Raw genomic sequence first — 21714 nt, 5'->3', positions numbered from 1 at the left:
TCCGATGACGCAGAACGGGCAGACGAACAACCGGCGGCGTTGGGTGGTAATTGGTTTATTCGTGTTGTTTCTGGCGGCGACGATCACGGTCGCGGTCTTGAACCGTACGCTGAGCCAATCGGAACAACTCGCCGGACAAGTCGAACGAGACCGCTGGCCCGTCAACATCGTGACCGTGCAGGCGCAGCCCTTCGTGGAGCGTATCGTCCAAACGGGAATTTTGCAGGCCTTGGAAGAAGCGCAACTCAACGCCGAAGTGTCGGCGCGCGTGCGCGAGATCCGGGCCGATCTGGGCGACCGGGTCCGCAAAGGCCAGTCCTTGGTGATTCTCGACGCCTCCGCGTACCAGCTTGCGTTTCGCAGCGCCAACGCTCAGTTGGCCGAAGCGAAAACCATGACCAAGTTGTACGGCGACCAACGGGACCGCGCGAAAAAGCTCTTGGCCCAAGGGCATCTAAGCCAGGAAGAATTCGACATGGTTGTCGGCAACGCTGATTCCGCCGAAGCCAAGACGCGGCTGGCCGAAGCTCAATTGGCCACGGCTCGGCGTAATCTTGCCGAAACGATCATTCGCGCGCCATTTGCCGGGCGGATCAGTGAACGACTCGCCAGCCCCGGCGAATTGGTCAGCCCCGGTACGCCGGTGATCACCATGGTCAAAGACGGTGTCGTGAAAGTGGATCTCGCCCTGTCGGAAAGCCGGATACTCCTCGTGAAAAAAGGCATGGTGGCCCCGGTTACCGTGCCTGCGGTGGCCGAGCGCGAATTCCCCGGCCGCATTACCCGCACCGGCGTGGCGGCGGCGCGCGGCAGCGGCGCGTTCCCGGTGCGCGTGGAAATCGATAACGACGACGGCATGCTGATGGCGGGCATGCGCGCCACGGTGGAAATCGAACTGGACCGCATTCCCGACGCGGTGGTCGTCACCCGCGATGAAGTTGTGCGGCAGAATCAGAAAGACTTGGTGTACGTCGCCGTGGAAAAAGACGGCGAGTTTACCGCCGCGTCCCGGCCCGTCGTGCTCGGGTCACGCAGCGGCCAGCAAGTGCGCATCGTGGAAGGCCTGGCGCCGGGCGACCTGCTGATCACGGTGGGACAAAACTCCGTCAAGCACGGCAGCCCATTGACCATCGTGGAAAAGGACGGCGAGCGCGTCGCGCCACCGGTCGGAGCAGCCGCGGCGCCCACACCGGATGAACCGGCGACGGAGGGCTGAGCCATGAAGGGCATTATCCGCCTTTCGGTCGATAACCCGGTACTCGTCAACATCTTGATGGCGACGATCATGATTATCGGCCTGTTCGCTTTTCTCGACATGCCGCGCGAACTGGTCAGCGAGGTGAAGTTCAACTGGGTTTTCGTCATCACTCCATGGCCGGGGGCCAGCAGCGAAGAAGTCGAGCAGTTGGTCACGATTCCCATCGAGGAGGAAATCCAGGACATTGCCGACATTGAGGATATCATCAGCAGTTCGGGAGAGGGCCACAGCTTCATCATGGTCAAGTTCCGGACCATGGATGACGACGTGTTCCGCTCGCGCTTTTTGGACTTGAAGGCGGAAATCGACAAGGTTCAGAATCTGCCCGAAAACACCCGCCGCGATATGCAGGTCAAAGAGTTCGACACCACCGAGATGGTGCCCATCCTGACGCTGCACCTGGGCGGGCCGCTGACCGAACTCGAGTTGCGCAAACTGGTGATCGACATTCGACGGCGTGTGCTGCAGGTGCGCGGCGTCGCCAAGGCCGAACTGACCGGCACCGAGGACCGCCAGGTTTGGATCGAGGTCGAGCCGGAACTGCTCGAGGCGCACGGCTTATCACCGGACATGATCGCCTACGCGCTCGCCCAGGCCAATCAAAATGTGCCCGCCGGCAAGGTGCGGGCCGGTCGCGAAGAATTCCTCCTGCGCACCGTGGGTCGCTTTGAGGATGCCGAGCGCATCAAGGGCGTGGTGGTACGCAGCCTGCCGGGCGGCGCCGCACTGACGATCGACGACATCGCGCAAGTCACCGACGGCTTCCAGGAACGGACGACGATTTCACGCCTGAACGGCAACAAGGCCGTGTCGATCAATATCGCCAAGCGCTCCGAAGCCAGCACGATCGACATTGTCGACGACGTCAAGGCGCTGGTGAAAGAGATTCGTCCGTCCTTGCCCGCCGGGGTGGAATTGACCTGGAGTTCCGACACCAGCAAACAAATCGAAGAAATCATGAGCGTGCTGCGCAACAACGGCGCGCTCGGCCTGATCCTGGTGATCATTTTCCTCTACCTGGCCATTGGCGCCCGCAACGCGCTGCTCGTGGCGATCGGCATTCCGCTGACTTTCCTGGCCACGTTCATTTTCATGTACTACACGGGCCATTCGCTCAACGCCAACACGCTTTTCGGCCTCATTCTCGTACTCGGCGTCGTCGTGGATGACGCGATCATCATCGTCGAAAACAGTTACCGACACTATCAGATGGGCAAGTCGCTGCGCCAAGCCGCCATCGAGGGCACGGAAGAGGTTTTCATGCCCGTGGTCTCGGCCACGATGACGACCGTCGCCGCATTTCTGCCCCTCATGCTCATGCCCGGCATCATGGGCAAATTCATGCGCATCATTCCCATCGTCGTGTGTCTCGTGCTGGCCGCGAGCATGGTCGAGGCTTTCGTTTTCTTGCCTTCCCACTTCGCCGAGTGGACCACCAAGCGGCACCGCATCGCGCCGACGCCCGCCTGGGTCAAGCGTTTGCAGAGGCTGTACATCCACATTCTCGCGAAAATCATGCGGCGGCGTGGATGGGTGATGGTCTTTCTCGTCGTGGCGCTGATCGGCGCCGGGTCCTTGACCGCGGTGGTGGGCGTGGAGCTTTCCGGCTCGGAGGAAATCAACATGTTCCAGGTGTTCGTCGAATTGCCGACGGGCACCAGCCTCGAGGTGACGAACGACACGCTGGAACAGGTCGAGCGCGCGGCGATGCAATTGCCCAAGCGAGAGGTGTTATCGATTCAGGGAACCGCCGGGTTGATGCGCACCGAATCCGATTGGGTCTTCGCCAACAACATCGGCGAGGTGGTGATCGAACTCCCCAGCAAGAAAGAGGGGCGGCGTTCGCTGGATGCAATCATTGACGACCTGCGGACGCGGCTGACCGACATCCCCGGCATTGCCAAACTCGAGTTCCGCAAGCCGCACGGCGGCCCGCCGACCGGAAGGCCCATTGACGTGCGGGTGATGGGCGGCGATTTCGACGTCCTGGAGGAAATCACCGACAAGATACAGGCCTACCTTATCGAGGTGCCGGGCGTCGTGGACGTGAAAGACAACTGGAACAGCGCCAAGAAGGAAATGCGGGTGATCGTCGACGAATCGGCCGCTTCCTATTACGGGCTGGACTTGTTGAAAATCGCCGCTTTCGTGCGCACCGCCTTTGAAGGGCAGATCGCCACGCGCTATCGCGACGGCAACGACGAAGTCGAGGTGGTCGTGCGCTACCCGCGCAACTTCGAAAAAGATATGACCACGATCTCTCGCCTGCGGGTGCCGGGCACCGGGCCGACCGGCCAGGTGGTTTGGGTGCCGTTTTCCGCTGTCGCCGATCTGAAAGTCGTCGATGCATCGCCGACGATCGAGCGCATCGACCAGGAGCGCTACATCGCCGTGTCGGCCGGTATCGACCCCGCTCACAGCAACGAGCTGGTCACGATCAACGCGGGACTCCTGGATTACTGGGATCGCGAACTCTCGCGGCAGTATCCCGGTTACAAACTCGATAGCAGCGGCCAGTTCAAGGAATTCGAAGAGTCTTTCGCGGCGCTCAAACGGCTTTTCCTGGTCGGCGTGTTTCTTATTTTCGTGATCCTGGGCGGGCAATTTAAGAGCTTCAAGCAGCCCTTCATCATCCTGTTCACGATTCCCTTCGCCTTCATCGGCGCGATGTTCGGTTTGCTCGTGGCCGGCGCGCCGTTTTCCATCGTGGCGATGTACGGCATGGTCGCGCTGGCGGGGGTGGCGGTTAACGACGCCATCGTGCTGATCGATTTCATCAACAAGGCGCGCGCTTCCGGGCTGGGCACGTGGCACAGCCTGTTCCGCGCCGGATCTCTCAGGCTGCGGCCAATTTTGCTGACGACCATCACGACGATCGGCGGCCTGCTGCCCACGGCCATCGGGCTCGGGGGGCGTAGCGAAACCTGGTCGCCGCTGGCCAACGTCATTGTCTTCGGCATGCTCGGTTCCACGCTGATGACCCTCTTCGTCATCCCGTGTATCTATCGCATTTTGATCGACGACATCCCGCGCTGGCGGCAACGGCGTAAGGAAAAACGCCGCACGCGACGCGCCCTGCGACGGGGCGAAGAACTGCCGGCGAGCGTCGAAGCTTAGGTCGGCATGGCCCTCATCGACACGCCGTGGGGAGCGATTCGCGTTCCCGACGATATCCCGCTGACGATCTCATGCGCCCGGTGCGGCACGTGTTGCCGCGCGTTTTTCCTGAGTGTCACCGACGAGACCCTGCGCGAGTGGCAGGCGCGCCGTGACGCGGGCGACACCGCCGGGCTGCCGCCCGACCTGGACGCTGTGTTGGATCTTTTCGTGCCGCTTGATGATCCGCCGCCGACCGCGGAGGGGTCGTGGTTCACGTGCCGCGCATTCGACCCCGACCGCAATGTGTGCACGTTGTTCGAGACCGATCCGAATTTCCGGCCGCAGGCGTGCTTCGCTTTTCCGTACATCTACGATTGGGCCTCGCTACACGAGGCGCCCTACGCGGATTGCCATATCGTGCGCGAGGCGGTGCGGCATTTGGGAGCGGGGCTCGGGGCGAACTTCATCACGTGGGTGCGGACGCGACGCGGCTGGTAGATCGGGCGTCAACGTCATTCACGACAAAAAAAAGCCGGGGCGAAGCCGCCCCGGCTTGGCTTTTAACTCCGGTTATCAACTACCGCAGCCGCCGCTATCGTCGTCGTCGTTGTTGTCGTCGTCATCAACGGCATCGTCGTCGGCCGCATCATCATCACTGGCGTCGTCATCGTTGTCGTCGTCGTCATCATCGTCGGTGGCGTCATCGTCACTGCCTGCCTCCGTGACCGTAATGTACGAAGCCTTCAGTTCGTTGTCCGCGCCGGCTTCGTTCGTCACGCGCAAGGCGATGTGGTACACGCCCGGCTCCTCAAAAGTGATTTCGGGGTTCTGCTCTTGAACCGTGGTCAAGCTCGCTTGATCCACACCGTAGCCCCAAGTCCAGGAATCGATCTCGCAGCCGGTGGCCACGTCGGATAGATCCGTGAATTGCACGGTCAACGGCGCTTCGCCTTCGGTTACATCGGCTTCGAAGTCGACGACGGGCAGGCCGCAAACGACGTCGATGTAATCCACTTTCTCTTCGACGAACTCACCGTCGCCGTACTCGGTGGTGTAGGTAAGGCTCACCGTGTAGGTTCCCGGCGCGTCATAGGTGTGGCTGGGATTGTTGACATCAGGCACCGTGGTGCCGTCACCGAAGTCCCAGGCGATCGACGTCGGGTCGCAGCCTTCGTAAGCATCCGACAGGTCGGTGAAGGAGACTTCCAGCGGCGTTTCGCCTTCGGTCACGTCGGCTTCGAAATCGACCACCGGTGCGGGACACGAGACTTCGATGTACGCGTTTTTCGTCAGGGTATCGGCCCCGTAGGGGTTTTCAATCGTCAGCGTTACCGCGAAGGTGTCCACTTCGTCATATACGTGCGTCGGCGCCATTTCGTACGACAGGTTGCCGTCGCCGAAATCCCATTCGCAACTGGAAACCTGTCCGCTGGTTGTCGCGTCGAAGTTCACCGTCAGCGGCGCAGGGCCGGCCACCGTCGAGGCCGCGAAGTCTTCGATGATCGGCGGCGCGTCATCCACTTGGCCGATCAGCTCGAGGTTGTCCACGCCCCACCACCAGTCGTAGTCGCCCGCGTAGTAGAACGAGAAACGCACGTCGGACTGGCCGTCGGCCCATTCGGATACGTCGATGTCTTCGGCTTGTTCGCGGCTGCTGCCGGTGTAGTCGACCACTTCCTCCCACGTGTCGCCGCCGTCGGTAGAGATATACAACGTCGCCTGGTCGCCGGTCAGCGAGTGGTAGTAGTGGGTCATCAACAAGCGAATACCCGAGTACCCGCTGCAGTTGATCGCTTCGGTGATCATGTAGTCGTCCCAGTCGGGACCGCTGCCGGTTTCGTCGGAATCCGCGATAGCGAACAGGCCGTCAAACATATCGCTGGTGCGGCCGCCGAAGTTTTCCGTGTTCCACCTTAAGTTGGGACCCGTATTGCCGCCATCGATGATTTCCCAACTGGCGGGAATACCGTCGGGATCGAAATCCTCTTCCCAGATCGTCACCGGTCCGACGGTGTAGTCGCTCACTTCCGCCGTGTTGGTGTCCTGATGACCCAACGAGTCGGTGGCACGAACCACGTAGAAATACTCGACCAGGTTCGGCAGGCCGGTATCGACAAACTGCGTGTCGCCGGTTTCCGCCAGCGGCGTCGTGAACACTTGACCGCCCGAGGTTTCGGCGCGGTAGATCTGGTAGGTGATCGGCGGCGTCAAATCGGTAGCCGCGTGCCAGGTGATGGTCATTCTGTGATCGCTGCCTACGGCGCTGACCGCGCCGGCAAAGGTCGGAGCGGCGGTGTCGGCGTAGGCGGTGTCGGTTTTGTCGGCCGGGGATCCCGAGCCGGTGTCGTCGTCATGGTAGTACAGGGTGACGGTGTCGCCGTCGCCGATCGACAGCACACCGTTGGCCGTCGCCGGGGCGGTCGTCACTTCGATCGAGCCGAAGAAACTGCCCGTGGGACCGTCGCCGATCACCAACTCGGTGCAGAGGATATCTTCGCCGCCGGTTTCACTATCACTGTCGATGTGCAGCGAATACGTACCCAGGCCGATCAGGCCCGCGTCGGAAACGCTCACTTCGATCGTGTCGTCTTCGGTGTACATGGCGCGGTTCAGATTCACCACGCCGTCATCCGTGGCGCCGACCATCACGGTTTCTTCGTACGGCCGGTACTGGCGGCGGGTGACCGTGATGTTCACGTCTTCCACCACCGTGATCGGGCCGTCAAAGGCGATTTCCGCCGTGCCGGCGCTGCTGATCGCTTTGCCGAGGATGATGCCGTCCTGCACGAGCGCGACCAGCGCGCCGTCCACGTTGACATCAACCGAGAAGCTCGCGGCGCCCATCGGAATAATCGGCAGGTGTGAGACGGTCATCGTGCCGGGCACGCCGGCCCACATTTCCATCGTCGGGTCACCGAACCAATGGAATTCCGTGATGCCCGCCAAGCGGTACGGATCGTCCTGGTAGTAGTGATCCATGTACAGCTTGCCGTAGGTCAGCACGAGGCCCATCCGCCATTCGGGATCGTTGGGCACCTTAGTTTCGGGCCAATTCGGCTCGTATTCCGGGAAGTGCGAGTCCATCCAGCCCCAGACCATGCGGTCGTTACGGCCCGAGTAAGACACGCGGGTAGATGCCAGAATGCCGACCGCGCCGCCGTTCGGATGACGTTCCCACTCTTCGGTGAACGCCATCGCGTGGCTGCCGCTGCCGGTTTCGTTATCGAAATAGCCGGTCAAGCAATTGATCGACCACAACGCGACGAGCTTGTCGCCGTTGGCCAGGGCCTGCACGTCGCTGTTGGAGAAGGCGGGTTCCGACCAGCCGTCGACGCCGCCGTGGTCACGGTGGGTCACGAAAGCCGCGCCCGCATTGACCATTGCGGCAATGTCAGTCGCGCCGGCATCCCAGGCAAAGCCGTTGGTGCGCAGTAATTCGGGCGGGATGTTGTAATCGTCGTAGCCCAAGCCCGCCCACCAGTCGGGGGTCCAGTTGTAGGTCGCCTGGTTCCAGTACATCGGGTCGGCAGAGCTATCGGTGAAGAAGAGCCGATAGGCGTCGAAGGGGCTGTCGACCATCGCGTAATTGAACCACTGATAGATCTCTTCGCTGGTGCGGCAGAAACGACGCTCGGCCTCGCTGCTGCTGCTCCAGCCGGGCTGGAAATACGCCGCGTTCACGGCGGTGCTGTAATAGTCGTCGTACGCCGCGCCCGAGAGCGGATTGCGTTCGTACATCAGGATGTCGGCGACGCGGTCTTCCAACTCCGCTGCGGTGTCGACACTGATGCGGCCGCTGGCGCATTCGGGCCATTCGTCGTCGCCTTCGAGCTGGCAGAAGTGAAGGTCGGAGCCGATGTATTCGCCGTAGTCGTAGACTTCGTAGCAAGGATTGATGAACTCGGCGTCACCCACGAACAAAACGAATTCGGGCGCCGGGTCCCAAGTGTCATAGGCGTTTTGCATAAAGGCTTTGACCGATTCGCAGGTCGTGCCTGAATCGTCGGTCGTGTACACCTCAGTGTCGTAGCCCTGCAGGGTTTTCCATTCGGCCAGCGGCGCGATGGCGTCGGTCCACGTCGGCGGTACGATCATCAGGTACTCGGCGCCGGTCGGGCTTTTGCCCGTCAGTGCGGGCGCCGGCTCGTCGCGGAACGCCATGCGGTTCATCGCAATGTCGTAAATTTTCTGGAAGCCGTTCGCGCGGCGGTCGGTGAAGAAGCGCCCTTGGCCGCCGGTGAAACTCACGTCCACGTTGAGTGTGGAATAAATCCGAGCCACTTCCGTGACAGGGTTCACCTGGACCGGGAAGAGGTCGAGGCGCAGCAAGCGCATGCCGCGCACGGAGGTCGGGCCTTCGGTGCTGTAGAAGGCGCCGGGGAAGAAGGCATCCCGCTCGTACACGGGGCCGCAGCTAAAGCCGGGGTCGTCGTCGCCGGTATAGCAATCCACGGGCGGAATCTGCGCGGGGAAATGGTTGATGCCTTCGAGTTCTTTGTATTTGCCGGCGTCGACTTTGATGCGTACGTCCGCACCTTGGGGCACGGCGATCCAGCGCGTCACGACCGGCACTTGCGGCTCGCCGGGTCGGGCGTGAATGCTGGCCCGCTTGAAATCAAGCTGCTGCCACACCTCGTCCTCGGCGGTAATTTCTTGAATGCGAACCGTGGGAATGTGTACAGAAAACGATAAGGATTGCGCCGTATTCGTCGTGACGTATACAGCGAGATCCTGCGTTGCGCGTGTGCCGTCGAAGGCAATCCATTTCGTGCCGGCGACTGCGGCCGAAACGACCAGCGCCAGCAACACGACGGCCAGGCCAAAACGTCTAAAATACATAACTGCAAGTCTCCTACTGATTACGGGTGATCCCATGAAAACCCAAGCGGGATTGGCGCACACCAATCCCTACTGAGAATGATCTCACCAAAACCGATTCATATTATCGCCAAGAGGGGGCTTTTCGCAAACCTGTTGAATCGTGATTCATTTTCGCCGGCGGAGCGCCAAAACGAAAAGAAAACGCCGCGCTCGGTGGCGCGGCGTCGTGGTTAAAAGCGCCGGTTGTCAGCGGCAGTTGGGGCAGGTCGTCAGCGAAGCCGGGTCGATGCCCATCCGCTTGTGAAAGACATGCGCGAAAGCGTCGGGAAGCCAGTATCGGCCGCATTTGTCGCACACCAACAGTTCGGTTTCGCGGTGCCAACGATCCAGGTGCCGCGTGCCCGCTTCGTCGTGGAAGTCGATGCACTGGGTCGGGCAGACGTACGCGCACGCGCCGCAGGCGATGCAAACGTCGTTTTCCTTGTCGAACGGCGGCGTGACCCGCCGAGTCGTGCCGCGACCTTCAAACGCGATGGCCGCCACACCGACGATGTCACGACAGGTCTGCACACACATGCCGCACAAAATGCAGTCGTCGTTGCGCTTCTCGAAACGCGGGTGCGGTTCGGTGACGCCGAACTCCGCCGCTAAATCCTGCACAACTTTCTCGCCCGGGCAGCGAGCCAAAAGCAGGTTGAGCAGCATGGCCCGATGCTTGCGAATTCGCGGCGTGTCGGTTTCGACGGTGACCGGCTTTCGCACCGTGTACACACACGAGGGAACGATGCGCGTTTTGCGCCCTTCGTTAATTTCCACCGAGCAAATGCGGCACACGCCGTAAGGCTTGAGGTTTTCGTTGTGGCACAGGGTCGGCACATCGGCGCCGGCCTGGCGACAGGCTTGCAGGAGTTGGGTGTCGTAGGGGACCTCGATCTCCTTGCCGTTGACGGTAACTTTGATCAACTCGGCCATGTCTTCCTACTCCTTCAAGATCGCGTCCACGGGGCAGGCGTCGAAGCACTGACCGCAGCGGATGCATTTGTCGTCGAGAATCTTGTGGATCTCTTTTTTCTCGCCCTCGATCGCGTCGACCGGGCACACGCGCTTGCACGCGCCGCAACCGATGCATTTTTCGTCGATCACCGAGAACGTCAGCAGATCGGGGCAGACGCCCGCCGGACAACGTTTGTCGTGAATGTGCGCCTCGTATTCGTCGCGGAAGAATTTGATGGTCGACAGCACCGGGTTCGGCGCCGTCTGGCCCAATGCGCAGAGGCTGGTTTCGGCAATGGTGTCGCACAAGTCGGCGATCAATTCGAGGTCGCCCGGCTCGGCCGTCCCCTGGCAGCAGCCCTGCAAAAGCTTGCACAATTGCGCGAGACCTTCGCGGCAGGGCAGGCACTTTCCACAGCTTTCTTCGCACAGGAACTCGATGAAATACCGCGCGATATCGACCATGCACGTATCTTCGTCCATGACGATCAAGCCGCCCGAACCCATCATCGAGCCGACTTCGTTGAGCTTGTCGAAATCGATTTGGAGGTCCAGGTGTTCTTCCGGGATGCAGCCACCGGAGGGGCCGCCGGTCTGCACCGCTTTGAATTTCTTGCCGTTGGGAATGCCGCCGCCGATATCGTAGATGATCTCCCGCAGCGTAATGCCCATGGGCACTTCCACCAGCCCGGTGTTGTTGATCTTGCCCACGAGCGAGAAGATCTTCGTGCCGGGGCTGCCTTCGGTGCCGATCTCGCGGAATTTCGCCGCGCCGTCGCGAATGATGATCGGTACATTGGCCCAGGTTTCGACGTTGTTCAGATTCGACGGCTTGTCGTACAACCCGCGTTCGGCCGACCGAACGAATTTGCCGCGCGGCTCGCCCGGCCGTCCTTCCACCGACGCAAACAGCGCCGTCGATTCGCCGCACACAAAGGCGCCGCCGCCGCGGTTCACTTTGACATCGAACGAGAAACCGGAGCCCAAAATGTCGTCGCCCAGCAAGCCGAATTCGCGCGCTTGCTCGAGCGCCACCATCGTGTTTTCCACCGCCAGCGGGTATTCGTTGCGCACGTAAATGAAGCCCTGGCCGGCGCCGATGGCGAAGGCGCCGATCAGCATGCCTTCCAACACCGAGTGCGGATTGCCTTCCAGCAGCGAGCGGTCCATATACGCGCCGGGGTCGCCTTCGTCGGCGTTGCACAGCACGTACTTGGGCTCCCCGGGCGCTTTCTTGGTGGTTTCCCACTTGATTCCCGCCGGGAAACCGCCGCCGCCGCGCCCGCGCAGGTTCGCGGTTTTGACTTCTTCCAGAACCGAATCCGGGTTCATGTCGCGCAACGCTTTGGCCAGCGCCACGTAACCGCCCCACGCGATGTAGTCCTCGATGGATTTCGGATCGATGCGGCCGTTGTTGCCGAAAATGAGCCGCTTTTGATACTTGTAAAACGGGACGTCCGCTTCGTGCTGCACCGGGTCGACGTCCTTGCTTTCCTGAAAGAGCAGCCGCTCGATTATTTCCCCGTTCTTGACGGTCTTCTCAACGATTTCCGCCACGTCATCGGGGCCGACTAACTGGTAGAAAAGCTTCTGAGGATAAATCACGACCAAGGTGCCGCGTTCGCAAAAACCGTGACAGCCCGTGGCGCGAAACGTCACTTTATTAGCCAGACCCTGTTTCTCCAGCTCAGCTTTGAACGCCGCGACGACCGCGTCCGCGCCGGAGCCTTTGCAGCCGGTACCGGCGCACACCGCCACCATCAACTCTTCGGATTCGCGGGTCGCGACAACTTGTTCGCGAAGCTGTTCCAGGTCTTCGTAGTTCTTAAGCCTCGCCATTGCCCTCTCCCTCTTTCTTCAAGTGGTCGATGACTTTCTTCATCTTTGCCTGCGTCGCTTTACCGACGTATTCCTCGTCGACTGTCACCAAGGGCCCGAGGGCGCAACTGCCGAGGCAATTGACCGTTTCGAGGGTGAACATTCCGTCTTCGGTGGTTTCACCGGCCTCGACGCCCAGCTCGCGGGCCACACCGTCGAAAATGCGTTTGGCGCCGCGCACGTGGCACGCGGTACCCATGCAGACATGGATTTGATGCTTGCCCTTCGGCTTGAGGCTGAAGGTTCTGTAAAAGGTTGCGACATTATAAATGCGCGACATCGGCACGCCGAGTTCCTCGCCGATATGGACCAACGCGGGCTCCGGGAGGAAGCGATACTCGGCTTGGATATCCTGCATCACCAAAATGAGGCTGGACGGGTCCTTGCCGTACTTGTCGATCATTTCGTCAATCTTTGCGGTATCCACCTTCGTCTGGCAGTCACACATGGCTCATCTCCGCTTTGGCTTTAAGTCGTCTCCATTGTTTCATTGTGCGGTCGCGGATCTCGCCGAGCAGATCTTCCTTGGTTTTCAGATGCCGGAAGCGGCCCTGCTGGAAGAAGTACTCGCTCATTTCAGCCAAAGGATCCTCGACGGTTTTCTTCACCGTTTCGATATCCAGATTGATGATGTATTTACCGTCAATTACCTCGTACAACGGGAAGATGCCGCTTTCGACCGCCATGCGGCCCAAACGAATGCCCGCGTCGCCGGCGCAGCGCCAGCCGGTCGGGCAGGGCGCGAAGATGTGCAGCACCGCCGGGCCGTTGACATCCGCGGCGTGCTTCACCTTGCGCATCAGGTCGAAGGGAAAGCTCGGGCACGCCGTAGCCACGTAGGGAATGTCGTGTGCGACGGCGATTTCGGCGAAGTTCTTCTTCCACGTGACCTGGCCGGGAACCACTTTTCCCGCGGGGCTGGTCGTGGTCGAAGCGCCCATGGGCGTTCCCGAGGAACGCTGGATGCCCGTGTTCATATATGCTTCGTTGTCGTAGCAGACGTAAAAGAAATCGTGCCCGCGCTCGAGAGCGCCCGAGAGCGCCTGCAGGCCAATATCCATCGTGCCGCCGTCGCCGCCGATTCCCATGACCGCAATCTTCTTTTTGCGGTCGTGAAAGTGCCGGCCCTTGCGCTTGAGCACTTCCATTGCCGAACTCACACCCGAAGCCACCGCGGCGGCGTTTTCGAACGCCACGTGAATCCAGGGCACGCGCCAAGCGTTGAAGGGATAAGGGCTGGCAATGATCTCCATGCAGCCCGTGGCATTGCACACGATAAGTTCGCGGCCGACCGCCTTGGTGATTTGCCGCAGCATCAGGGCCGGAATGCAACCCTGGCAAGCGCGGTGTCCCTTGGTGAACAGCTCTTCCTGGGGCAACAGCCGCGCGGAATAGACGCCGTAATTGACTTCGCTCATTCGCGCACCCCCCACATTTCGTACATCGGGGCGTCGTCTTTCTCGACGTATCCGATACCCTTTTTAATCATGTCCTTGAATTCCTGCACGGTCACGTCACGTCCACCGAGCGCGCCGATGAAATTGGAGATCGTCGGCCGTTTTTTCAGGTTGTACATGCTGGTTTTGATCTCCGAGCCCACCGGTCCGCCGGGGCCGCCCATGCTCAGGCAGCGATCGAAGACCATGACACCGGCGACCAGCTCGAGCGCTTCCTGAATTTCGGCGTGGGGGAAGGGTCGCCACAAGCGCAGCTTCAGTTGGCCGACCTTGATGCCCTCGTCACGCAGTTCGTCGATCGCCACCGAGGCCGTCTGGCCCAAGCCGCCGACGGTGACCAAAATGAATTCGGCGTCATCGGCCCGGTACAAGTCGAACGGGCGGTACGCCGGGCCAAACTCTTTGGCGAACAGGTCCCACACTTCCTGAATAACCGCTTGACTGTTAATCAACGCTTCGTTGTGGGCCATTTTCGTTTCGGGATAGATTTCCGGAATGCCCACCGGGCCCATCATGACGGGGTCACGCGGGTCCAGGCGGTAAACCGGTTCGTACACGCCGAGAAAGTCCTGCACTTTTTGCGTGTCGTAAAACGCCATCGGCTCAATCACGTGGCTCATCTGGAAGCCGTCGAGATTGACGATGAGCGGCAGCATGACGCGGTGGTCTTCGGCGATGCGAAACGCGCAGATCGTCTGGTCGATCACTTCCTGGCCGCTTTCCGTGAAAAGCTGTATCCAGCCCGTGTCACGCTCGGCCATGATGTCGCCTTGGTCGCCCCAAATGCTGATCGGCGCCGATAGCGCCCGGTTGACGCAGGACATGACGATCGGCAGGCGCATCGCCGAGGCGATGTACAGAATCTCGTGCATCAACGCCAGGCCCTGACTGGCCGTGGCCGTGAAGGTGCGCGCGCCGGTCGCCGAGGTGCCCACGCAACAACTCATCGCCGAGTGTTCGGATTCCACCGGAATGAAAGCGGCATCCAAGTCGCCGTCGTTCACGATTTCCGAAAGGTGTTCGACGATGTGGGTTTGCGGAGTGATCGGGTAGGCCGCGATGCAATCCACGTCGCACTGGGCGACGGCCTCGGCCTGCGCGATCGAGATCTCCATACCGATGGTTTTTCCGGGTTCGATTCGGTTCTTCATTTCTTCACGTCCTCCACCATCGTGATGGCGCGCGTCGGGCATTCCGCGGCGCAAATGCCGCAACCTTTGCAGTAGTTGAAGTCGAAGTCGTAGTAGTACTCGTACATGTCGCCGGGCGCGGCCTTCTGGCGTTTAACCGGCTGCCGGGAATCATCCGGGCAGAACAGCCAGCACAAGCCGCAGGCGACGCACAAGGTTTCGTCGGTTTTCGGATAGAAGCTGCGCCAGTCACCGGTTTTGTATTCCATGGCCGTGCCTGGTTCGGGTATCACGCAGCCGAGATGGATTTCCCGCCAATTCGGCAGCAGTTTCGTTTTCATGTGGCCGAGTCCTCCGACGCCTCTTCAAAAGCGCGAGTGAGCACGTTAAGGTTCAACGGTCCGATTTTGGGCCCGAAACGCTCCAGCAACGGCTCTTTCATGTGTTCCAAATCGACGCACTTCGTGGCGCGAATCGCCGCGCCAAGCATCGTCGTGTTAGTGATGGGCCGCTTGATGCCCTCCATCGCGATGCGGGTTGCGTCAACCAACCACAAGGTCCGTGTGAGGTGGAACTTTTCGCGCAGTTCCGCGGCGCTCTTGCTCGTGTTGATCACCACGATGCTGCCGTCGTGCATTCCAGATTCCACGTCGACGATGCTCATCAACGCCTCTTCCAGTACGATCGCAACATCGGGCTCGTAAATCGCTTGGCGCAACCGGATGGGTTTGTCGTCGATGCGGGCAAAAGCCAGAACCGGCGCACCACGCCGCTCCGGGCCGAAACTCGGGAAAGCTTGCGCGAACTTTCCTTCGGCGATGGCGGCTTGGGCGAGCAATTCGGCACTGGTCACCGCGCCTTGCCCGCCTCGTCCATGAAAGCGAATTTCAATCATCGATAACCCCTTAGCAAACGCTCAATGTGTGGTCGTAATGCGACACGAACCTATACCTTTGCCGAACCCTTGTCAACCCGGCAAAATTAGTTATTTTGATAGCAAAACATGACGTCAAATATCTTTGTTATTGGATAGTTATCACGACTCAGGCGCGGGCAGGCTGACCATGTCCAATCCGGGAATTAACACCTGAAACGTCGTCCCCAATCCCGGTTCGGAGACCACGAAAAGCAGCCCCCCGTGGTTCTCGACAATGCGGTAGGCAATCGTCAGCCCCAGCCCCGTCCCTTTTGTCTTGGTCGTGAAAAACGGATCGAAAATGGAATCCAGATTATCCGTCTCGATGCCCGGTCCCGTGTCGGTCACTTCGATTTCGACATACCCCTGGAAGCGCTCGGGTTTGCGGGTGCCGACCGACAACGTGCCGCCTGCTTCCTCCATGGCTTGAAGCGCGTTCTTGAACAAATTCCAAAGCAGTTGCCGAATTTGATCGGGATCGAATTGACAGATCATCTTGGGCGCCAGGTTCGTCTCTATCTCGATGTTGTGGCACGCCGGGTCGTTAGCCAGGACACGGAGCTGCTCTTCGATAATCTGCGACAAATCCCCGACCGTGTCCCGCCGCTTGGCGGGCCTCGCATAGGTCAGGAAGTCATTGATAAGTTCATTGAGGCGGTCGGTTTCGCGCAGCACGATTTTCATCAGATGCTCGTGCACCGGCTCCAGCTTCAGTTCCGTGCTCAGCAGTTGAATGGATCCCGACATGCTGGCCAGCGGATTGCGGATCTCATGCGCGATGCCGGCGGCGAGTTTGGCCACGGCGGCCTGCCGGTCGGCTTGTTTGGCCACGCGCTCCAAGCGGCGGACGGTCGTCATGTCCTGCAAGGTGATCACGCGGCCGATAATGCGTCCCACTTCGTCGCACAGCGCGTTGGTTGTGACCGACAGCGTCTGGTGTCGACCGCGGCGCGAGATGATGCGGTCCATATCAAAAGGCTCGCCCTCGCGACGGTGCTTGTCCCATTGGGGCAGCAACTCCGAAAGGGGCATCCCGCGGAAATCGCTGAGTTTGCGGGCCAAGATATCGGCCACGTGGCTGTTGGCGAAGGTGATTTCATCCTCGTCGTCACAGGTAATCAGGCCGATGGGCAAGGACTGCACGATACTTTCGTTCAAGCGTTGCAGGGCTTCCATTTCCTCGCGTTGACGAAGCACCTGTACATGCGCTTCGCGTCCGCGGGCCGCCAGATAGCTCGCCAGCACGCCCATGCTGATAAAGGCGAGGGCGTTCAGTGAAATTTTCACGAATACTTCGCTGTCCGCGGCGGGTTCGAAACCCAGTTGGTCCATGGCCAGTGGATGCATCCAGCCGAAGCGCTGCCCCAGCAAAATGCCGGCATAGGCGGCGGAGCAGGCCAGTGCCATAGTCATCGTGTGTGCCTGGCTGGTGAGGATCGCGGTGAAGATAATCGTCAGGATGTACAGGAAGTTGAACAGGCTATCGAAGCCGCCGGTGATGAATACGAGGGCGCTGACAAAGGCGAAATCCCAGTACAGTTGAAAGAGCACGAAGGTGCGGCTGGTGGCCCGGCGTTCGATCAACATCGCCGAGAGCAACGTCATCAGCACGTTGCCGCCGATCAACGAAATGCCGTATTGCAGCACCGTCGAATTGGGTTGGTAAAGGACGTAGGTCGTGTAGAGGAGAATAAAGGAGATTACGACCCGCAGCAGCACAAGCCACTGCAGCAATCGCACCTGTTCACTGGCGGCGGGTTCATCCGTCCCGGGTATGGGTAAGACGACTGTCCTGTTAACCAATGACCGTAACGAGCTTGAAGATCGGCAGGTACATGGTAACCAAGAGACCACCGACGATCACGCCCAGGAACACCATCATGATCGGTTCGATAAGCTGGGCGAGATTCTCGGTGACCTGGTCGACTTCGTCTTCGTAAAAGTCGGCAATCTTGGCCAACATGACGTCCAAGGCGCCGGTGGCCTCACCGACGGTGATCATCTGGCACACCATCGGCGGGAACACGCCTGACTCCAGAAGCGGCTCGGCGATCGTTTTACCTTCGGCGATGCGCTCCTTGGTTTGCATAATGGCGCGTTCAATGGTCTGGTTGCCGGCCGTCTTGGCGACAATTTCCAAACCATCCAGGATCGGCACGCCGGAGGTAATCATGGTGCCCAGGGTCCGTGTGAACTTGGCCACCGCTTGTTTCCGCAGCAAATCACCGAAAACCGGCAATTTCAGCGAAATGTCGTCCAGCATGGCGCTGCCCTTGGGCGTGGCGGCGAAGTACTTGAAGAGGAAGAACAAACCGACCAAGGCGGGGAAGATGATGAACCAGTATCCCCGGAAGAATTCTGAGATATTCACGACGACTTGCGTGGGAGCCGGTAGCGCGCCGCCGAAGTCCTCGAACATTTTTTGGAAGACCGGCACGACCCAAATCATCAACACAATGATGACGACGAACGCGACGGATAAGACGACGCCGGGATAAATCAGCGCGCCTTTGACCTTCTTTTTCAGCTTGGAGGCCTTTTCCATGTAGGCGGCCAAGCGGTTCATAATGGTATCGAGAATACCGCCGACCTCGCCGGCAGCGACGAGCGCGACGTACAACTGGTCGAACACTTTCCCGTGTTTTCCCAACGCCTTGGCGAAGGTTGAACCGGCTTCGACGTCGTTTTTAACGTCTTGCAGGACGCTTTGGAAGGCCTTGTTGTCCTGCTGGCTGATCAAAATGTCGAGACATTGTACAAGAGGCAGGCCTGCGTCGATCATGGTGGCGAACTGACGCGAGAAAATCACGACTTCCCGTTCTGTGATCTTCGGTGCCGTCAGATTCAAATTGAGCGCCGCCAAGCCCTTGCCCTTGGCTTTGACGGTCATCGCGACAATTTGCTGCGAACGGAGCTTCTGCGTTACCGCGTCCGACGACGGTGCCTCCATTTCGCCTTTGACGACTTGGCCGGTGCGGCTTTTGCCTTCCCATTTAAAAACCGGCATCTGGCTGACCTCCAGGGTGATTCACGAGCGATTTTAGCACACTTATTTCCGTTTGGGCGCGTTTCCTTCCAAAAGGTTCGTAAATTCGTCCAGGTCGACAGCGCGCATCTGGGCTTCCTTGAGGGAAACGATTCCCTTGCGGTACAGGGCAACCAGAGATTGGTTCATCGTCAACATTCCGTGCGTCGATTGGCCAACCTGCATCTGGCTGTAGATCTGGTGAACCTTGTCTTCACGAATCAAATTGCGAATCGCGGCATTGGGCACCATGATTTCCAGCGATAGAACGCGGCCGACGCCGCTGGCCCGCGGCAACAGTTGCTGGCACAACACGGCTTCTAGAACCATGGAAAGCTGGGCGCGAACCTGCGGCTGCTGGTGCGGCGGAAACACATCGATAATGCGGTTGATGGTGTGTACGGCGCTGGAGGTGTGCAGCGTGGCAAAGGTCAAGTGGCCTGTTTCGGCAATATTCAACGCGGATTCGATGGTCTCCACGTCACGCATCTCGCCGATCAGCACGATGTCGGGGTCCTGCCGCAGCACGTATTTAAGCGCCCGCACGAAACTGTGCGTATCCGAATGCACTTCGCGCTGGTTGACGATGCACCCTTTGTGGGCGTGCAGGTACTCGACCGGGTCCTCGATGGTCATGATGTGCTGATTGCGCGTCATGTTGATCTTGTCGATGATGCTGGTGAGCGTCGTCGACTTACCCGAGCCGGTCGTTCCCGTAACCAGAATCAGCCCCGCCGGACGGTTGACTAAATCCCCGATAATCGGCGGTAAACCCAATTCCTGAAAACTGAAGGTTTTGAAGGGAATGACCCGAAACGCCCCGGCCACCGCGCCGCGCTGCTTGTACACGTTGGCGCGAAATCGAGATAGGCCCTTGACGCCGAAAGACAAGTCTAACTCGCTGTCTTCCTCGAAGATTCGGCGCTGGTTTTCCGTGAGCACCGAATAACATAGTCGTTTGGTGTCCGACGCGGTCAATTGCGGCATGTTGACCGGCGTCAAACGACCGTCAATCCGCAATTGCGGGGGTGTGCCTGTGGTGATGTGGAGGTCACTGGCGTTTTTTTCGATCATCAATTTGAGGAGTTGGTGTAGATCGACCACTTCAGGATTCTCCGCAGGAAAGACGTTGATGACTCAATACGAGTCCGCTTTCCGCCAATATGGTTGAATTCTTAGCCGTTCCCCTCAAGGGAGCGGGTGAATCGCCATTACCCTGCAAGTCGCGACGCTTAATCCGTCGCGGTGACGCGAACCACTTCTTCGACGGTCGTGATGCCTTCGTCGATTTTGGTGATGCCCGCTTGGCGCATCGTCTTCATTCCCAGGCGAATCGCCTCGCGTTTGATTTCCGAAGTCGAAGCGCCGTTGAGGACGAATTCCTTGATCTCTTCCCACACGGGCAAAACTTCAAACAACGCGATGCGGCCGCGGTAACCGGTTTTTGAACACTTCATGCAACCGGCGCCCTTGTGCGCGCTCATCGAGTGGGCCTGCTCGTCGGATACTTGGATGTCCTTGAACACTTGCGGGCTGATTTCCACGGGCTCTTTGCAGGTTTCGCAAATCTTCCGAACCAAGCGCTGGGCTTGAATCAACACTATCGACGCCGTGACCAGGAAGGGCTCGATACCCATGTTCAACAGGCGGTTGACGGACGACGGGGCGTCATTGGTGTGCAGCGTCGACAACACCATGTGACCGGTGAGCGCCGCTTTGACCGCGATTTCCGCGGTCTCGTAGTCACGAATCTCGCCGACCATGATGATGTCCGGGTCCTGCCGCAAGAACGAACGCAGCGCGGCAGCGAAGTTCAAGCCGATCGAATCGTGCATCTGGATCTGGTTGACACCGCGTAGGGTGTATTCGACCGGGTCTTCCGCGGTGCTGATATTGTCGTGCACCGTGTTCAGTTCGGTGAGCGCCGAGTACAGCGTCGTCGTTTTACCTGAACCGGTCGGGCCGGTGACCAGCACCATGCCGAAGGGTTTGTGAATTGCTTCCTTGAACCACTTGAGCGGGCCTTCCTCGAAGCCCAGCTTGGTCATGTCAAGCTGCAGGCTGTCCTTATCCAGGAGCCGAAGGACGATCTTCTCACCGAAAATCGTCGGCACGGTCGAGACACGGAAGTCCATCTCTTTGCCCTTGGCCGTCTTCAACCGGATGCGGCCATCCTGGGGCAGGCGCCGTTCGGCGATGTCGAGTTCCGACATAATTTTCAAGCGCGAAATGATCGCGTTTTGCAGCTTGCGAGGCGGATCCATGACCTTGTGCAGGACGCCGTCAATGCGGTAGCGCACGCGGAAACTTTTCTCGTACGGCTCGACGTGAATGTCCGAGGCGCCTTTCTTGATGGCGTCGGAAAGAATCAGGTTGACGAGCTTGACGACCGGCGCGTCCTCGGCGGCTTTTTCCAGTTCCTTGAAATTGACGTCTTCTTCGGTCGAGATCAATTCGAGATCTTCGTCCTCGAACTCTTCCATCACCTTGTCGAAATCTTCGGTCGTGTCGATGTCGTAGTACTTGTCGATGGCCGCCATGATCGAATCTTCGGTCGCGACGACCGCTTCGATGTTGTAGCCCGTGAGGAATTTAATATCGTCGATAGCGATGATATTGGAGGGGTCGGCCATGGCCACGATCAGGGAGTTGTCTGCCTTGCTGATCGGGATGACCTTATATTTCTCGACGATGTCGCGACTGATCAGCTTGATAACTTCCGGATCGATCTCGAACTCGGAGAGGTTGATCGACGGCACGTTGTACTGTCGCGATAAGATGTCGGCGAGTTCACTCTCTTCCAGATAGCCCAGGCGGGACAGGTGGTAACTCAGGCGCCCACCGGAAACTTTCTGTTCAGCCAGCGCGGTTTCAAGTTGTTCGGGGCTGATCAAATCCTCGCGAACAAGGATTTCGCCTAATTTATCTTCGCCGCCGCCGCTGTTCTTCGTGTCCTGGCTCATACAACGAACCTCCGGAAATTTTTGTTTTTTCTCCCCCAACCCGAGAGCGCTAAATGTCGCACGAACCTACCAATCCCCGGACTTTTCTGTCAAGTCACAGCAGATTACGGCTGATGCACCCGAGTTGCACCCCCCTACAAATACCGTGCGCGTCCAAACACACGTCTACAAATC

At 59.4% G+C, this 21714-nt stretch carries 15 protein-coding genes; 3 read left to right on the top strand and 12 right to left on the bottom strand.

Annotated features, from left to right (window positions below; all coding sequences use genetic code 11):
- The first annotated feature begins 4 nt into the window (after window positions 1–4).
- Genes P9L99_12250 through P9L99_12240 form a run of 3 tightly spaced genes read left to right on the top strand, consistent with a single transcriptional unit; the run spans window position 5 to window position 4855 of the window.
- Window positions 5–1216, top strand: a complete 1212-nt coding sequence (locus P9L99_12250) for an efflux RND transporter periplasmic adaptor subunit (GenBank protein ID MDP8224124.1) — start codon at window positions 5–7, stop codon at window positions 1214–1216.
- Between the two features lie 3 nt (window positions 1217–1219).
- Window positions 1220–4375: an efflux RND transporter permease subunit gene (locus P9L99_12245; protein MDP8224123.1), complete on the top strand. Its 3156-nt coding sequence runs from the start codon at window positions 1220–1222 to the stop codon at window positions 4373–4375.
- A gap of 6 nt (window positions 4376–4381) precedes the next feature.
- A complete protein-coding gene (locus P9L99_12240; protein MDP8224122.1) occupies window positions 4382–4855 on the top strand; it encodes a YkgJ family cysteine cluster protein in 474 nt (157 codons plus the stop codon).
- Between the two features lie 75 nt (window positions 4856–4930).
- Here the strand turns inward: P9L99_12240 and P9L99_12235 are convergent, their stop codons facing one another.
- From P9L99_12235 to pilB, 12 genes are all read right to left on the bottom strand, one after another.
- Window positions 4931–9196, bottom strand: coding sequence for a C25 family cysteine peptidase (locus P9L99_12235; protein MDP8224121.1), 4266 nt, complete (start codon window positions 9194–9196; stop codon window positions 4931–4933).
- Between the two features lie 228 nt (window positions 9197–9424).
- The gene (locus P9L99_12230) at window positions 9425–10150 is read right to left on the bottom strand and encodes a 2Fe-2S iron-sulfur cluster-binding protein (GenBank protein ID MDP8224120.1); all 726 of its coding nucleotides are present in this window, start codon (window positions 10148–10150) and stop codon (window positions 9425–9427) included.
- A gap of 6 nt (window positions 10151–10156) precedes the next feature.
- Complete coding sequence (locus tag P9L99_12225) at window positions 10157–12010, bottom strand: NADH-quinone oxidoreductase subunit NuoF (protein MDP8224119.1); 1854 nt, start codon at window positions 12008–12010, stop codon at window positions 10157–10159.
- Window positions 11997–12497: an NADH-quinone oxidoreductase subunit NuoE gene (gene nuoE / locus P9L99_12220; GenBank protein MDP8224118.1), complete on the bottom strand. Its 501-nt coding sequence runs from the start codon at window positions 12495–12497 to the stop codon at window positions 11997–11999. Before nuoE ends, P9L99_12225 begins: the two co-directional genes overlap by 14 nt.
- Window positions 12490–13467: a thiamine pyrophosphate-dependent enzyme gene (locus P9L99_12215; GenBank protein MDP8224117.1), complete on the bottom strand. Its 978-nt coding sequence runs from the start codon at window positions 13465–13467 to the stop codon at window positions 12490–12492. Before P9L99_12215 ends, nuoE begins: the two co-directional genes overlap by 8 nt.
- Complete coding sequence (locus P9L99_12210; GenBank protein ID MDP8224116.1) at window positions 13464–14657, bottom strand: hypothetical protein; 1194 nt, start codon at window positions 14655–14657, stop codon at window positions 13464–13466. The genes P9L99_12215 and P9L99_12210 overlap by 4 nt, the downstream gene beginning before the upstream one ends.
- Window positions 14654–14977 carry a 4Fe-4S binding protein gene (locus P9L99_12205; protein ID MDP8224115.1) on the bottom strand — a complete coding sequence of 108 codons (324 nt, stop codon included), beginning with the start codon at window positions 14975–14977 and terminating at the stop codon, window positions 14654–14656. Before P9L99_12205 ends, P9L99_12210 begins: the two co-directional genes overlap by 4 nt.
- Window positions 14974–15531, bottom strand: a complete 558-nt coding sequence (locus tag P9L99_12200) for a 2-oxoacid:acceptor oxidoreductase family protein (GenBank protein MDP8224114.1) — start codon at window positions 15529–15531, stop codon at window positions 14974–14976. The genes P9L99_12205 and P9L99_12200 overlap by 4 nt, the downstream gene beginning before the upstream one ends.
- A gap of 141 nt (window positions 15532–15672) precedes the next feature.
- Window positions 15673–17286, bottom strand: a complete 1614-nt coding sequence (locus P9L99_12195) for an ATP-binding protein (GenBank protein MDP8224113.1) — start codon at window positions 17284–17286, stop codon at window positions 15673–15675.
- A 61-nt stretch (window positions 17287–17347) separates the two neighbouring features.
- The gene (locus tag P9L99_12190; GenBank protein MDP8224112.1) at window positions 17348–18559 is read right to left on the bottom strand and encodes a type II secretion system F family protein; all 1212 of its coding nucleotides are present in this window, start codon (window positions 18557–18559) and stop codon (window positions 17348–17350) included.
- Window positions 18560–18601: 42 nt separating this feature from the next.
- Window positions 18602–19681, bottom strand: a complete 1080-nt coding sequence (locus P9L99_12185) for a type IV pilus twitching motility protein PilT (GenBank protein ID MDP8224111.1) — start codon at window positions 19679–19681, stop codon at window positions 18602–18604.
- A 128-nt stretch (window positions 19682–19809) separates the two neighbouring features.
- Window positions 19810–21540: a type IV-A pilus assembly ATPase PilB gene (gene pilB / locus P9L99_12180; GenBank protein MDP8224110.1), complete on the bottom strand. Its 1731-nt coding sequence runs from the start codon at window positions 21538–21540 to the stop codon at window positions 19810–19812.
- Between the last annotated feature and the right edge of the window lie 174 nt (window positions 21541–21714).

Source organism: Candidatus Lernaella stagnicola (genome assembly GCA_030765525.1).
Lineage (GTDB): Bacteria > Lernaellota > Lernaellaia > Lernaellales > Lernaellaceae > Lernaella > Lernaella stagnicola.
The sequence above is the reverse complement of the archived record's forward strand: the minus strand, read 5'-3'. Positions and strand labels throughout refer to the sequence as shown.

Bases quoted from the DNA above. Each gene is read 5' to 3' on its own strand.
- P9L99_12250 (MDP8224124.1), top strand. From the start codon at position 5: ATGACGCAGAACGGGCAGACGAACAACCGGCGGCGTTGGGTGGTAATT.
- P9L99_12245 (MDP8224123.1), top strand. From the start codon at position 1,220: ATGAAGGGCATTATCCGCCTTTCGGTCGATAACCCGGTACTCGTCAAC.
- P9L99_12240 (MDP8224122.1), top strand. From the start codon at position 4,382: ATGGCCCTCATCGACACGCCGTGGGGAGCGATTCGCGTTCCCGACGAT.
- P9L99_12235 (MDP8224121.1), bottom strand. From the start codon at position 9,196: ATGTATTTTAGACGTTTTGGCCTGGCCGTCGTGTTGCTGGCGCTGGTC.
- P9L99_12230 (MDP8224120.1), bottom strand. From the start codon at position 10,150: ATGGCCGAGTTGATCAAAGTTACCGTCAACGGCAAGGAGATCGAGGTC.
- P9L99_12225 (MDP8224119.1), bottom strand. From the start codon at position 12,010: ATGGCGAGGCTTAAGAACTACGAAGACCTGGAACAGCTTCGCGAACAA.
- nuoE (MDP8224118.1), bottom strand. From the start codon at position 12,497: ATGTGTGACTGCCAGACGAAGGTGGATACCGCAAAGATTGACGAAATG.
- P9L99_12215 (MDP8224117.1), bottom strand. From the start codon at position 13,467: ATGAGCGAAGTCAATTACGGCGTCTATTCCGCGCGGCTGTTGCCCCAG.
- P9L99_12210 (MDP8224116.1), bottom strand. From the start codon at position 14,657: ATGAAGAACCGAATCGAACCCGGAAAAACCATCGGTATGGAGATCTCG.
- P9L99_12205 (MDP8224115.1), bottom strand. From the start codon at position 14,977: ATGAAAACGAAACTGCTGCCGAATTGGCGGGAAATCCATCTCGGCTGC.
- P9L99_12200 (MDP8224114.1), bottom strand. From the start codon at position 15,531: ATGATTGAAATTCGCTTTCATGGACGAGGCGGGCAAGGCGCGGTGACC.
- P9L99_12190 (MDP8224112.1), bottom strand. From the start codon at position 18,559: ATGCCGGTTTTTAAATGGGAAGGCAAAAGCCGCACCGGCCAAGTCGTC.
- pilB (MDP8224110.1), bottom strand. From the start codon at position 21,540: ATGAGCCAGGACACGAAGAACAGCGGCGGCGGCGAAGATAAATTAGGC.